The sequence below is a fragment of the Streptomyces sp. NPDC059649 genome (assembly GCF_042734445.1).
Taxonomy (GTDB): domain Bacteria; phylum Actinomycetota; class Actinomycetes; order Streptomycetales; family Streptomycetaceae; genus Streptomyces.
The window spans coordinates 1-13911 of sequence record NZ_JBHWDV010000065.1; the positions used below are offsets into that span (position 1 = coordinate 1).

The 13911-nt window shown below is 70.7% G+C and carries 11 protein-coding genes, 1 tRNA gene and 2 pseudogenes; 8 read left to right on the forward strand and 6 right to left on the reverse strand.

Annotated elements, in window-relative coordinates:
- Positions 1–115: 115 nt before the first annotated feature.
- Complete coding sequence (locus ACFV1J_RS35945) at positions 116–481, reverse strand: VOC family protein (protein ID WP_385865442.1); 366 nt, start codon at positions 479–481, stop codon at positions 116–118.
- A gap of 102 nt (positions 482–583) precedes the next feature.
- Here ACFV1J_RS35945 and ACFV1J_RS35950 point away from each other — a divergent pair.
- Together ACFV1J_RS35950 and ACFV1J_RS35955 are read left to right on the forward strand one after the other, a co-directional pair.
- Positions 584–943 (forward strand): annotated as a pseudogene (locus ACFV1J_RS35950) (GntR family transcriptional regulator); the annotation flags it as partial.
- 2 nt (positions 944–945) lie between these two features.
- Positions 946–1071, forward strand: a pseudogene (locus tag ACFV1J_RS35955) (2-aminoethylphosphonate ABC transporter substrate-binding protein); the annotation flags it as partial.
- A 98-nt stretch (positions 1072–1169) separates the two neighbouring features.
- Here the strand turns inward: ACFV1J_RS35955 and ACFV1J_RS35960 are convergent.
- Complete coding sequence (locus ACFV1J_RS35960) at positions 1170–1949, reverse strand: HAD-IIA family hydrolase (protein WP_385865443.1); 780 nt, start codon at positions 1947–1949, stop codon at positions 1170–1172.
- The gene (locus tag ACFV1J_RS35965) at positions 1946–2380 is read right to left on the reverse strand and encodes a winged helix-turn-helix transcriptional regulator (RefSeq protein ID WP_385865444.1); all 435 of its coding nucleotides are present in this window, start codon (positions 2378–2380) and stop codon (positions 1946–1948) included. The genes ACFV1J_RS35960 and ACFV1J_RS35965 overlap by 4 nt, the downstream gene beginning before the upstream one ends.
- Before the next feature lie 54 nt (positions 2381–2434).
- Here ACFV1J_RS35965 and ACFV1J_RS35970 point away from each other — a divergent pair, with 54 nt between their 5' ends.
- The 4 genes from ACFV1J_RS35970 (at position 2435) to ACFV1J_RS35985 (ending at position 5818) form a co-directional block, all read left to right on the forward strand.
- Positions 2435–3034 carry an NAD(P)-dependent oxidoreductase gene (locus tag ACFV1J_RS35970; RefSeq protein WP_385865445.1) on the forward strand — a complete coding sequence of 200 codons (600 nt, stop codon included), beginning with the start codon at positions 2435–2437 and terminating at the stop codon, positions 3032–3034.
- Positions 3035–3248: 214 nt separating this feature from the next.
- Positions 3249–3599 (forward strand): hypothetical protein, encoded by a 351-nt coding sequence (locus tag ACFV1J_RS35975; RefSeq protein ID WP_385865447.1) that lies wholly within the window; start codon positions 3249–3251, stop codon positions 3597–3599.
- Positions 3589–4413, forward strand: a complete 825-nt coding sequence (locus ACFV1J_RS35980) for a class F sortase (protein ID WP_385865449.1) — start codon at positions 3589–3591, stop codon at positions 4411–4413. Before ACFV1J_RS35975 ends, ACFV1J_RS35980 begins: the two co-directional genes overlap by 11 nt.
- Positions 4414–4795: 382 nt before the next feature.
- Positions 4796–5818 carry a glycoside hydrolase family 6 protein gene (locus tag ACFV1J_RS35985; protein WP_385865450.1) on the forward strand — a complete coding sequence of 341 codons (1023 nt, stop codon included), beginning with the start codon at positions 4796–4798 and terminating at the stop codon, positions 5816–5818.
- Between the two features lie 248 nt (positions 5819–6066).
- Here ACFV1J_RS35985 and ACFV1J_RS35990 read toward each other — a convergent pair whose 3' ends face one another.
- On the reverse strand, positions 6067–8028 hold the full coding sequence (locus ACFV1J_RS35990; protein ID WP_385865452.1) for a galactose oxidase-like domain-containing protein: 1962 nt from the start codon (positions 8026–8028) through the stop codon (positions 6067–6069).
- On the reverse strand, positions 8025–9908 hold the full coding sequence (locus tag ACFV1J_RS35995) for a glycosyltransferase family 2 protein (RefSeq protein ID WP_385865487.1): 1884 nt from the start codon (positions 9906–9908) through the stop codon (positions 8025–8027). The genes ACFV1J_RS35990 and ACFV1J_RS35995 overlap by 4 nt, the downstream gene beginning before the upstream one ends.
- Before the next feature lie 1063 nt (positions 9909–10971).
- On the opposite strand from ACFV1J_RS35995, the gene ACFV1J_RS36000 reads away from it, so the two are divergent.
- A complete protein-coding gene (locus tag ACFV1J_RS36000) occupies positions 10972–11115 on the forward strand; it encodes a hypothetical protein (RefSeq protein WP_385865454.1) in 144 nt (47 codons plus the stop codon).
- Between the two features lie 1489 nt (positions 11116–12604).
- Here ACFV1J_RS36000 and ACFV1J_RS36005 read toward each other — a convergent pair.
- Positions 12605–12678, reverse strand: a tRNA-Lys gene (locus tag ACFV1J_RS36005).
- Between the two features lie 547 nt (positions 12679–13225).
- On the opposite strand from ACFV1J_RS36005, the gene ACFV1J_RS36010 reads away from it, so the two are divergent.
- Positions 13226–13642, forward strand: a complete 417-nt coding sequence (locus ACFV1J_RS36010) for an SsgA family sporulation/cell division regulator (RefSeq protein ID WP_385865456.1) — start codon at positions 13226–13228, stop codon at positions 13640–13642.
- The last annotated feature ends 269 nt before the right edge of the window (positions 13643–13911 follow it).

Consider the following 13911-nt stretch of genomic DNA (forward strand, 5'->3'; position numbering starts at 1 on the left):
AGGGCCGCCGAGCCGCGCCGGCCGCCGAGCCGCCCCGGCCGCCGAGCCCCCGCCCGTCGCCGCCGAGCCCCGCCGCCCGCCGACCCCCCGCCCGCCGCCACCGAACCCCGCGCCCCTACGGCGTGTGGCAGACCGCCTCGATGTTGTGGCCGTCGGGATCGCGGACGAACGCCCCGTAGTACGCGTCGTGGTACTCCGGCCACACCCGGGGCGCGTGCAGCGACTCCGCACCCGCCGCCACCGCGGCGGCATGGAACGCATCGACCGCCGCCCGGTCGGGCGCGCTGAACGCCAGATGGAGTTCGCGGCCCGGGCCCTGGTCCGTGGCCGGGACCAGCCAGAGCGTGTGGCCGGTCGTGCCGAAGCAGAGGAACTCCCCGAACTCCTTCGTCCGTACCCCGCCGAGCGGGGCGAGCACCCGGTCGTAGAAGGCGGCGCTGGCCGCCACATCCGTTACCTGGACCGCTATGTGATCGAGCATGCGCCCAGCGTGCCACCGGGCCGGCCCTGCCGTCTCCGGGGTTTTCGCGGACCGGTCCCCGGCCGGCCCGTCCCCGGGTGCGAGGATCACGGGCTGGAGTTCATGTACGGCCAGGATCCTCGCGCGCCCGTCCGGTCCGGCGTCCCCGAGCACGGGCGCATCCCCAAGTACTACGCGGCCAAGGTCGAAATCGCCGCGCTGCTCGCGGAGTTGGGTGAGGGGGAGGTGCTGCCCACCGAGCGCGAGCTGGCGGTGCGCTTCGCGGTCTCGCGGGAGACGCTGCGCCAGGCCCTGCGCGAGCTCCTCCTGGAGGGCCGGCTGCGGCGGGCGGGGCGCGGCACCGTCGTCGCCGGACCCAAGCCGGAGCAGCCGCTCGCCCTCGCCAGCTACACGGAGGGGGTACGCGGCCAGGGTCGCCGGCCCGGCCGGAATCTCGTCGGCCTGGACCGCTTCCCCTGCCCGCCGACGCCCACGCCAAGGCCCTCGCCGCCCTCATGAAGGACGTCGAGGTCTTCCAGCCCGACTGGAAGGACATCGACAAGAACCTGGACTCGTACGTGAACGCCTGGAAGACGGCAACGGGGAGCTGAGCTGGGACGGGCGGGGCCGGGCCGGACGGGGACGGGACGGGATGGGGCTGGGCTGGGGGCCGGCCCCGGCCCGCCACCGGCCCGGCCTCGGCCCCGGTTCAGACCAGGTCGACGAGATCCGCGATCGAGTCCACCACATTGGTCGGCCGGTACGGGTACTGATCGATGTCGCTGCGACTCGTCAGCCCCGTCAGCACCAGGAACGTCTCCATCCCGGCCTCCAGCCCCGCCAGCACATCGGTGTCCATACGGTCGCCGATCATGGCGGAGGACTCGGAGTGGGCACCGATCGCGTTCAACGCGCTGCGCATCATCAGCGGGTTGGGCTTCCCGACGAAGTACGGCTCCTTCCCCGTCGCCTTGGTGATCAGCGCCGCCACCGATCCGGTCGCCGGCAGGGCACCCGCGGGGGAGGGGCCGGTGTTGTCGGGGTTCGTGGCGATGAAACGGGCACCGTCATTGATCAGCCGGATCGCCTTGGTCAGCGCCTCGAAGGAATACGTCCGGGTCTCGCCCAGAATGACGAAGTCCGGGTTCAGATCCGTCATGACATAACCGGCGTCGTGCAGCGCGGTGGTCAACCCCGCCTCGCCGATGACGTACGCCGTACCGCCCGGGTGCTGGTTGTCCAGGAACGTGGCGGTCGCCAGAGCGGAAGTCCAGATGTTCTCGGCCGGCACTTCCAGCCCGATCCGGTTAAGGCGGGCGTGCAGATCACGCGCGGTGTAGATGGAATTGTTGGTGAGAACCAGGAAGGGCCGGCCGGAATCGCGCAGCTTCTTGATGAAGCGATCGGCCCCCGGCACGGGAACGCCCTCGTGCATCAGGACGCCGTCCATGTCGGTGAGCCAGGATTCGATGGGCTTACGCTCGGTCATGGTCCTACCGTACGAGCAGCTCCGGCCGGTGCGCCATCACGGGGAGAGGACGGATAGGTGGCCGACTGCTCTGCACGCTCTGCGCGCTCTCCGCGCTCGCGAGCATCGACGAGTTCGTCCCAGTGCTCGGCGGTCCAGGCATAGACGTCCAGGAGGACGACGAGAAGGCTCTGCCCGAGCGGGGTGAGGCGGTAGCCGGAGGAGTCTGCGTCGGTGACACGGGTGAGGAATCCGTCGCGGTCGAGTGAACGCAGTGCGCGGGTCAGCTCTTTGGGACTCGTTCTCGGCAGTGCCCTGCGCAGCTCGCTGAACGGCTGGGGCCCCTCGCCGAGCAGGCGCATGATCAACGGCGCCCACTTGTTCTGCATCCGGACCGGCAGCATCGAGGAGGGGCACAGTTCGTCGAACGTCTCGGGCGAGAGTCGGCGCATGGCCCAAGTGTAGGTACCCCATCGGTAACCGAGGCGCCGCCTACGGTCGAGCGCATGATGAGGATCGTGATCTTCGGAGCAAGCGGCAAGACCGGCAGAGCGGCGGTGGCCGAGGCGACCGCACGCGGGCACCGTGTGACGTCCCTGAGAAGCGCTGACGCGGACATCACCCAGCCGGAAGCAGTGGCACGGGCCGTATCGGGCCATGATGTCGCGATCGCAGCCGTGGCGCCCGCTGCGGCTGACCCGAGAGCCTTCTTCCAGGCCGCGGCGAACGGCTTGGTGACCGGTCCGCAGGACGCGGGAGTTGCCCGGCTGGTCTGGGTGAGCATCGCCTCGTTGCTGCCCGATGCCTCCGGGGTGCCAGCCGTCGACACCGACGGCTTCCCGGCGGAGTACCGGCCCTTCTCCATGGCGCACCGCATCGCGTTGGAGGTGATCAATGCCTCCGGACTCCACTGGACGGCCGTGAGCCCTGCCGGAGACTTCGCCCCGGAGGCACCGCCCGTCGGGGGATACGCCCTCACCGAAGTCGGGGACCTGACCAGTCGCATCACCCGCGCTGATCACGCCCGCGCGCTGGTCGACATGGCCGAGCGGTCCGGCATGCGCGGCGAGCATTTCGGAGTGGTCCCGCTGGACCCTGCCACGTGAGGGGAAGGCATCCGTTGCCGGACGGGCCAGGAGGTGACCGGCCGGGAGACGACCCGCCAGGAGGTGACCCGACGGGAGACGACCCGCCGGGAAGTCACCGGCCGGGAGACGACCCGCCAGGAGGTGACCCGCCACCCGAACGGCGCAGCTTCGGGCCGCACCGGATGCGGGCGGGCCCGCGGGGGCGGACCTTCGGAGGCATCGGAGGTTCACCATGGGCTCACCGCAACTCGCACTCTGCGCCGCGGTCGCGACCGCCGCGGTGACGATGGCGCCGGCGTACGCGGCGGACCCGTACGGCGCCCGGACCGACACGGTCTCCGTCACCCGCCCGCCGGCCACCCACGGCGGCGCACACCCCGCGCCCACCCGGCTCGCGGCCGCCGCGCCCGGACCGGTACCGCTCGGCCCGGCCCCGCACGCCGCCCCGCGCCGCGAACTGAGCAGCACCTCGGCCGTCGGCCTGGTACTGGCCGGCGGCGCTGCCCTGGTCATCGCCGGCCAGCTGCTGCGGCTCCGGCTGCGACTGCGCCGCGAACGGCAGGGCGAGGCGGATGAAAGCTGAGAGCGAGGTGCACCGGACGCACGAGGTGTCCCAGGAGGACGAGGGGCCCCGGGCGGACGAGATGCACCGGACGTACGAGGGGCCCCGGACGGACAAGGGACCCCGGACCGGCGAAGGACCCCGGGCCAACAGGCACGGCCGCCCCGGGGCCAACAGCCACGGCCGCCCAGGACAGCTGCTGACCGGAGTGGCCTGGGCGGTCCTGCTGTTGGGACTGTGGCTGTGGGGCCGCGACCTGTCCGACGGTGTGACCGCCCCGCTCACCACGACCGGTGATGTCGCCGCCGTCGGCCGCCCGTTGGGCCGCCAGGCACCCCCGCACGCGCACGCCCCGGTCCCGGCCCCCGCCACCGTACGGCCCACCCGGCTCCGCATCGCCGCACTGGGCATGTCCGACGCGGCGATCCGGTGGTACGCCCAAAGCCCACAACCGGGGGAGGCGGGCGCGGCGCTGCTCAGCTTGCAGGGCGGGAGCGGGACCGGTGGCGGGGAGCGGGCCGGGGGCCGGGACGGCGTGACCGGTGGCCGGGTTGGCCTGATGGGAGGCCGCCGCCCGTCGCTCAGTGGTCTCGCACCGGGGGAGCGGGTGGACGTCCTGCGCTCCGACGGGAGCACGGTCCGGTTCGCGGTCGAGGACGTCCAGCTCTACGACCGGGCCCGCTTCGAGGCCCGTACCGCCTCCGCCGCCCACGCCGCCCACGACCCCGGCCGCTCCGAACTCCGGCTGACCGGGGAGACCCCCGACGGCAAGGGCGTAGTGGTCGTCTCGGCCTACCTGACGGGCTATCAGCCCTCCGGCGCACCCCGCGGCTGACGCGCCACGCCACTGCCTACGTCATGCCTACGTCATGCCTACGTCATGCCCGTGCCGTGCCTACGTCGCGCCTACGCCCGGCCGCCGTAGCGGCCTGTGGACAGGTTTTCCACAGGCCGACCGTGGCGAGGTTGCGGTGTGCCACGATGGTTCCGGCCGGCGGCCATATGCCGGTCTTGTACCGGTCTGGCGTCGATGCGTTCGGCCTGTTCATGAGCGACGTCAGTTCATGAGGGGCGTCAGTTCATGAGGGGCGTCAGGTCATGAGCGGGGTCTGCTCATGAGTGGCGTCTGTTCATGAGCGGTGCCCGTCTACGAGTGGTGCCTGTTCGTGAATTCCGTCCGTCTGTTCCATGTGTTCCGTGCTCCGAGGGGGGAGTCGATGTACGGCAAAGTGCGGCGGTCCGCCGCGAAAGGGGTGGCGCCGCTGGCGGCGGTGATGCTGCTGCTTGCGGGCTGCTCGTCGTCCGGTAGCGGCGGCGGTGAGGCTGCCGTGCCCGGCAGACCCGGCCAACGCCCCCGGTCCGTGACGCCGTACTGGGTCAACCCGGACAGTACGGCCGCCCGCCAGGTGTCCGCGTACGGCAAGCAGGGCAAGGCCGGTGACGCCCGGCTGGTCGAGCGGATCGCCCGGCAGCCGGTCGCCGAATGGATAGGCGTCGACAACCCACAGGGCCAGGCCCGCGGCTTCACCGAAGCGGCCGACCGGGCCGGCCGCGAGGCGCTGCTGGTGCTCTACAACATCCCGCACCGCGACTGCGGCCGTTACTCCCGCGGTGGCGCCGCGGACGGCAACGCGTACCGCGCCTGGCTGGACGGCGTCGTCCAGGGCATCGGCGACCGCGCCGCCACGGTCGTCCTGGAGCCGGACGCGCTGCCGCACCTCGCGGACGGATGCACTCCCGCGCAGTTCCGGGAGGAGCGCTACGCCCTGCTGACCGAAGCGGTCGGCAGGCTCAAGGCGCTGCCGCACACCACCGTTTATCTGGACGCCGGCAATCCGCACTGGATCAAGGACCCGGGCCGGATGGCCGAGCCGCTCAAACGGGCCGGTATCGACCGCGCCGACGGTTTCGCGCTGAACATCTCCAACTACCAGACCACCAAGGAGAACACCGCATACGGCACACGCCTCTCCGCCCTCGTCGGCGGCAAGCACTTCGTCATCGACACCAGCCGCAACGGCAACGGCCCGGCCCCGGGCGGCGACGACCGGGAGAGCTGGTGCAACCCACCCGGCCGCGCCCTGGGCACCCCGCCCACCACCCGGACCGGCGACCCCCTGATATCCGGCTACCTCTGGATCAAGCGCCCCGGGGAGTCCGACGGCACCTGCAAGGGCGGCCCCAAGGCGGGCGACTGGTGGCCGTCCTACGCCCTCGAACTGGCCCGCAACGCCCACTGACACGCTGGCCCGCAACGCCCGGACGGGCCCGCTGACACGGTCGCCCGCCCGGACCGGGCCGGACGGGCCCGGACCGGACTGGTCCGGGCCGGTTCCGGGAGAAGTGTCAACGGGCCCAGTGGGCCGAGCGGGCCGAGACCGCAGCTCAACTCGCTCCCGCCAGGTTCAACTCGCTCCTACTACCGCATTCAACTCCCTCCTACGGGATCCAACTCTCACCTCCCCGGCCCAACTCTCACCTCCCGGGCTCAACTCCCATCCCTTGGAGGGACCTTCACCCACACCGCCTTCGATGGGGTGCCCGCCTTGTCGACCGCGTGGAGCATGTACCACCCGGGCGGCACCAGTGACGGGTCCGACGGCAGCGTCACCGTCACCCCGTCGCCGCCCTCGGTCACGCGGAAGTCCAGTGCGATCGACCGCTGTTCGACGTTGGTGACATGGGTGAACGCCCCGGGACGGATCAACCGCATCTTCTTGATCGCGGAGGCGTGCGGGGCGCGGTAGGTGGCCGTACCGCCGAGCCGGACCGTCCGGGGACCCGGACCGGCGTCCATCAGCCGTGGCCGCGAGGGCCGGAAGAGGTACGGCGGGGTGTAGAGGTCGATCTCCTGCTGGAAGACGCCCGGCCGGGTGTTGTCCTTGTCGCCGTAGAGCGAGTCGGAGCCGAAGGTCATCACCCGGCCGTCCGGCAGCAGCAGCGCACCGGAGTGGTAGTTGCGGCCCACCAACGGGTCGGCCACCGGCCGGGCGGTGCCGGCGGCCGGGTCGTACAGCTCCGCCTTGAGGACGTTGGAGTCGCTGCGCCCCCGGTAGTCACCGGAGCCGTTGGTGGTGAGCACGGTGTCGTCCGGCAGGATCACGCTGCTCGGGTAGCGGGCCTTGGCGTACAGCCGTGGCCCGTCCCGGAAGCGCGGTGCGGGATCGCGCAGGTCCACGATCCGGGTCCGGTCCGTGGACCGCGGGTCCTCACCGACCCCGCCGCCGCCCAGCACCATGTACCGCTGGTCCTGCGCGGGCGGCAGCAGTACCGACATCGACGTCTCCAGGAGGTCCGGGTCGCTCATCCCGGGCACCGGCCGGAAGGAGTTCGACGGCAGGTCCCAGATCCCGGGCGTACGGCCGACGTTGTCGGGGCCGTAGCCGGCGTTGGAGCCTGAGTAGAAGATCCGGCCCCGGTCGGTGAGGAAGAGCGCCGGATAGGTGGGGAAGAAGCGCCGCTGCGGCAGGTAGTGCCACTTCTTCGTCGACGGGTCGTAGATCTCCTGCTTGCCGGGGACGACCTGCCCGATCTCGTCCAGCCCGGACACGGACAGCACCGTGCCGTTCTGAAGGGTGGTCAGGGTCGGGTACCAGCGGGCTTCGTTCATCGGGTCGACGCGGAGGTAGCGCTCGGCCACCGGGTCGAACTCGAAGGCGTCCTTGATGCCCTGGAAGTCCTTCTTGTCGAAGGAGAGCTTCTGCGCGATGCCGTAGAAGTTGCGGGCATCGGCGCCGGTCAGGCCGTGGATCCGGTAGTTGTCCTGGGCGCCGGTGGCGTACTTCCGCCCGTCCTTGAGGGCCTCGACGTAGATCCGCGCCTCACTGTGGGTCACGGTCACCCGCCCGGTCACCGGGTCCTTGGTCTTCTTGGCCCGCGGCACCACCACCGGGTCCTTGGAGGCGAAGGTCTTGCCGTTCTGCCGGCCGGTGAAGAGCGTGCCGGCCGGGAACGTCCGGGGGCCGTCGGGATCCTCGTTGTAGACGATCATGAGCCCGCCGGCCTTCTTCACGTCTCCCTTCAGCTTCTCGTAGCGCTGGGTGCCGCCCGCCACCAGGAGCTTGCCGTCCGGCAGTTGGGTGTGCCCGGAGCAGAACAGGTCCTTGGGCGTGGGGACGTTGGTGAAGGTGTTCTTCGCGGGGTCCCACAGGACCGTACGGAACGACTTGGCGCGGAAGTTCGCGGCGTTGTTGCCGGACCCGGCGACCAGCAGCACCTTGCCGGTGTGCAGCAGGGCCGCGTGGATGGTGTTGATGCGGTACGCGGCGGGGACGTCGACGACCTCCCAGTGGCCGTTCGCCGCCTTGTACCCGGGCTGATTGATCGCGTACTGGTGGTACTCCTCGGAGGCGAAGCCGTAGAGAACCGGCCCGTTCACCCCGGCCAGTGCGAGCACTGCCGCCGTCGCGATCGCCAGTCGGCGCAGGCGACGGCTCGGACGGTACTTCATGTGTGACGTCCCCCAAGAGCGGTCTGCAGGGATTCATCGGCCAACGGGGATCCATCGGCCGGCGGGGATCCATCGGTCGTCGGGGACTTGTCGGTCAGTGGGGAGCCATCGGCCGGCAGAGACTCGTTAGGTGGCAGGGACGCGCTGGGCGGCAGGGACTCCTCGGCCTGCCGCCGCCGCTGCTGTCGCCGCTGCCACCGCCGCCGCTTCTCCTCGCGTACGGACAGCCGCCAGGCGACGATCGGCGCGATCGCGATCAGCATCGCCAGCACCGCCCAGACGATCATCGCCGGGTGGCTGTGCCCCAGGACGAACGAGGCGCCCAGCGATCCCCCGAAGACGACCAGGAAGAACAGATGCACCCGGAACGTCCCGAACAGCGTGTCCGGGCTCGACGAATCGCCTTTCGGCGTCACCACGAACCGGCTCTTGCGGCGCAGCACCGCATCGCACAGCGCCCGCGCGTAGATCGGCGCCGACAGGGCCGACATCACCATCCCGGCGACCCCGCCCGACCCCTCCGGTTCGTGCGGCGAGACATTGTGCCGCCGGTTCCACACGTACAGCCCGATCTGCAGCGCCGACGCGTTGCCGTACAGCATCAGCCAGACGGTCGGGTCGATGTCGACGCCCGAGGCGCCCAGCCCCAGGAACAGCCCACAACTCAGCGCCGCCAGCAGCCAGTTCAACGCGGACATCGGATAGAAGATGACCATCAGGGTGTAGTTGAAGAGCCGCCCCGGCGACAGGGTGAACGGCGCCTTCCAGAACTGCTTGAGGATCGTCTCGTACGTCCCGCGCGACCAGCGCAGCTGCTGGGTGAAGAAGTCCGTCCAGGCGGTGGGGCCCTCACCGACGGCGAGCACGTCCGGCGTGTACACCGACCGCCATTTCCGGCCGGTCAGCGGATTGCGGTGGCGGTGCATCTCGAAACCGGTCGCCATGTCCTCGGTGATCGAGTCGTACAGCCCACCGATCTGCCGGAGGGCACTGATGCGTACGGCGTTGGAGGTGCCGACGAACATCGGCGCGCCGTAGCGGTTCCCGGCCCGCTGGATCAGTGCGTGGAAGAGGAACTGCTGTGATTCGGCGGCCTTGGTGACGAAGCTGTCGTAGTTCCCGTACACCTGTGGGCCGATGACGAACCCGACGTCCGGGTCGCGGAAGAAGCCCAGCATCCGCTCCAGGTAGTTGGGCAGCGGCACATGGTCGGTGTCGACGGAGGCGAAGAAGTCGTAGTCGTCGCCGTGCGCCTGCAGCCAGGCGTTGTAGTTGCCGTGCTTGGTTCTGGCGCGATGCGGCCCCTTGGCCTGATTCCACTGCGGGATGCCCTTACGGGTGAAGTGGCGCACCCCCAGCCGCCGGCAGACCTCCCTGACCTCGGAGTCGTCCCCCTCGTCCAGCAGCCACACGTGCACCGGACCGCGGTGCCGCACCCTGACCGCCGCTTCCAGCGTCCTCGTCACCATGGCCAGCGGTTCCTTGCCGGGCACGAAGGAGGTGAGGAAGGCGACCCGGGTGCCGCTCTCGGGCACGACCGGCACGGGGTCGCGGGCGACGAGCGTGGCGTGCGCGTTGGAGAGCACGTTCATACAGCGGAAGAACTCGATCAGCCCGATCGAGACCAGCATGACGAAGTCCAGCGCCGGCAGGAACGCGTGCGCGGGATACGCGCGCTGCGTCCAGTGCCCGGGCTGCAGCAGCCATGTCAGCAGCCCCAGCGAGAGCAGCGGCGCGGCCCCCAGCAGCAACGCCGCCCGCACCCGGTGCGGCTCCCCGGCGAGCAGCGACCGATAACGCACCCGGTACGGCCGCCCAGGCTCCGGCTGGGTGAGCGGCCCGGCCAGCCGGCTGTAGTGCTCGTAGTCATAACGCGGCAGCGACTCCTGGGAGCCGGATGACTGTTGCCTCCGGAGCCGCTGTTGCTTTTGGTACCGCTGCTGCCTTTGGGGCCCCTGCTGCCGTTGGTGTCGCTGCAGCGCTTGCTGCCGCCGTAGGCGTGGTCGGGCGGTGGTGGGTGGTGGGGGTGGGATGACGGGGGGTGAGGTGTGGGGGTGAGTGTCTGGCGGCGTGCCGTACGGAGGTGTGGGGGGTGGTAGCGGGGCGGGTGGAAGTGTGGGGGGTGGCGGTGTGTGGGGTGGTGGCGCGCCCTGGGGAGGAGCGTTCTGGGGAGGAGCGTTATGTGGAGAGGAACTGCCTACGGGCGAGACGTCCGCGGGCCAGCCGCTTGTGAGCGTGCCGTACGCGGAACAGCCGTCTGCGAGCGTGCTGTCCGCGGGGCAGTCGTCTGCGGGACAGTCGTCTGCAGGCGAGCCGGGCGGACGATCGTGTGACCGTTCCTCGGACGTCGTGGGCATGCCGTACGCCGTGGGCATGCCGTACGGCGTCGGGTCGTGGGTCGGCGACGACTCGACTCTCGACGAATCGTCCTCGTGTGGAAGCGGATTGTCCGGGTCCGGACCGCGCGAATGCTGCGGCCGGACGTCGTCAGGCGGCGACGTCATGAGTCCATCCCCCCGCACGCAGCCCCTGCTGCGTGCCATATCTGCTGATGGCGCCCGGTTCCTCGGTCCCCCTCGACCGACTCGGGCTCGTTGGTGTCGGGCCGCCGCGCCGGCGGGCGGCGGCGGCCGTTTCCGGCGGTGTGACGGACGCCCCCGGCCGCCCTTTCGAGCCACGGGTTCCCCGACGTCCACATCACGCCAGCCGACGCATCGCTTAGTCCCCAACTCCCTTGAACCCAGCCACTTTTCGGCCGAGTTCCCTGGTCAGGGTCCCGAACCGGTCCCTTGATCGCAAGACGGTCCAAGGGGGATACGGACAAGGCTGTGCAATGCGGGACGGTGTATGGCGGAGCGCGCATAGCCCGAGCCCGTAACCGCCCGAAAATGCCCACTTGGCGCTCCCTTTTGGCGGAGTGGCCGATACGCCCCCGCTTGGCGAGTGACGGACGTACGCGGCCGATCCACCGCGCTCCGCGCACCACATGCCCCGTTCGGCACCCACGAACTGGCCATCGACGTCGGCATCAACAGCATTCACGGCACCATCGGCATGAGCGCAGGTGAGGAGGTTCAACGACACTAAGGACGCCAGGAAGACGCCGCTGAACAGCAGAAGAGGGCCGCCGCCAAGGTGAAGAGGAAAACGGGTATCGCGGGTGCGGGGCGAGCACACTCGGGGCGTTCGGATGAGCGCCGGCGCCCCCGCCTCGATCATGGCGTGACCGCAGCGGGCCTGCCCGCCCTCATGGCCCTGACCGCAAGCTGGCTGACTCTCCCTGGGCGCGGGCCCCGTCCCTGCGGTGTTGCTCCGGACCTTCCTCACGGCACTCACCCCTGCGCCCTCGCCGTTGCCGTCACCGTCACCGCCGTCACCGTCACCGCCCACGTCCCACGTCCGGCGATCCGGCCGGATCACCGCACGGCATGCGTACGACCTGGCACTCGACGGGGCGCGCGCACCACGTACCGAGGCACCGCCGCGAACCGGCGCACGAGGGGACAGCAGCGGCGCACGCCGCGGCCGACGCCGGCGGGCCGACCGCAACGGCTGCACCAGGCCCCATGCCAGGCTGGCCATGTCAGACCGGCCATGTCAGGTCCCGCCCCTGCCCCGTCGCCGTCCCCACGGCGCTTCGCGGCTCGGGCTGGACCTGGGCGCGGGTCGCCGGAGAGCCCGGAGGCCGCGGCTGCGACCCCGACCGCGGCCGTCGGAGGGAATGCCCGCGGAACGGCAGGCTCGGGCTTGGGCTGGGGCTCAGGCTCGAGTTCTCAGGGCGAGGTACTCGCTGACTTCGTGGCCGACGAGGGCTGGAAGCTCCCCGGACGCATCCCCCGGGGGCGAGGTCGACCGGATCGCCCCGGCCGGCCCGCGCAAGCACCCTTCCCGCTCGACGCCGGCGGCCGGACGCGTCTGCTGGAATTCGGCAGCCACGGGCCACGCACCGTGCCGGTCGGTGTGCCGCCCGGCGTGATCTTCTCGGTGGCCGCCGCGGGACCCTGCTCCTTCCGGTGGACGGCGGCTGGCAGGTCTGGACAGCCCTGGTGGGCGCCCTCGACCCTCGCCCCCCGCGTCCTCTGGATGGCCACCGGACGCGTCACCCCACCATCGGAGCAGCCCACCATCGGAACGGCCCGTAATAGAACGAGCCGTAATGAGTCGGTGCATATCGGCATAGAACGTAACAGCGAGACCGCGTGTTCCGAGGGTGTACGGGAAACGAAGATCACCCCGTCCGCCTGGCCCGGGTAACCCGGCCTACGTCCCGCATTCCACATCCCACGGGCCGCCACCCGGGCCGTAGCCCACAGCCCTGCCGCAGTCCACAGCCGAGCCGAACCTCACAGTCGGGTGGGCCGCACATCACAGCCGCGCCGGGCCGCACCTCACAGCCAGGCCAGAGCCCGCAGGTCGACGGGGGCAGGGGGCGGGGGATGGAATCGCCGCCCCACCGCGCGTGGCTGAGGCCATGACTCAAGGCGCCACTGAGGGTGCGGCCGAGGGCGTGGACCGAGGGCATGGCCAGGGCATGACTGAGGCCCCCCGCCATTGGCGAGGGGCCTCAGTCTTACAGTGCGCCGCCAGGGACTCGAACCCCGGACCCGCTGATTAAGAGTCAGCTGCTCTAACCAACTGAGCTAGCGGCGCCTGCTGACGTGAAGAACTCTACACGAACTCAGGCGGTGCTCCGTACCCCGGACAGCCCAGCTCACGCACCCAGCGCCTGTGATCCCGGCCACTCCGCTTGCCCTCGCCCCACCCTCCAGTCCCACCCTCCAGCCCTCCCCCCTCGGCCTCCGTTCCCCGCCGCCCCCGCCTACGGCGCTCCGCCTCCCCGCCTCCCTCCACCGCCCCCTATCGCGCAATTGCCACCCCCCCCGGGTCGAAAGTCCCCTGATCCCGGGACCTTCGCCTACCGAACCGCCCGATTGGCTCTGTGAAGATCGAATTCACCGACCCCAGGCCGTAGCGCAGCAGTTGCCCCGTCAACATGCGATATGTCCTAGCGGTTGAGAGGCTGCAGGCAAGAGCCGGGGCGAACGGATCGAGCACGTGAAGAGGGAGGCGGCCATGGCGTCCGTCACTCCTCCTCCGCCTCCCGCAACCCCACACTCCACAGCAACGTCTGCCAGGACGCGCGCCCCGGATCGGGCACCCGGGACTCGCCCCTCTGTCGGAAAGGTTGATCGTCGTGGTGTCGACAGCCAAACGCACCCTTGAGATGCGGCTCCTCCTCGGACCGGAAGAAGCAGTTCCGGTGGCCGGCCGGTTCAGCTACCGCAGCGACCGCCCGTACGAGGTCGAGGTGGCCTTCCTCAGCCGCGGCCGCACGGTCTCCACCTGGGTATTCGCCCGTGACCTGCTGCTGATCGGGCTGTACGACGAGGCCGGCGAGGGCGACGTACGGGTATGGCCGTTCCGCCGGCCGGGCGAGCAGCGCCAGGTGCACATCGAGCTGACCACCGACGACAGCGTCTGCGAGCTGACGGTGCGCGCCACAGAACTCACCGCCTGGCTGGAGCAGACCGCGGCGATCGTCCCACCCGGCGACGAGAGCCGCTATCTCGACATGGACATGCACCTGGCCCGGCTTCTCGCGGGGAAAAGCTAGGGAGGGCTGAAAGGCTTATGGGGGAGACCACGATCAGTACCACGGCAACGCCAACGCCAACGCCAACGGGAACGCCAACGGCAACGCCGACGGCAGCAACCGCAACGGTGGCGGCAACGGCAAGAGCGAAGGCCGACGCGGGAACGCCGGCAACGGCCCGGACGGATGCGGCTGCGACTGCGGGAACGGGAGCAGTGCCTGGGGCGGATGCGGCTGCTGGGACGAGGGCAGTGGCTGGGGCGAGGCCGGCGGTCGGGGCTGCGACGGTG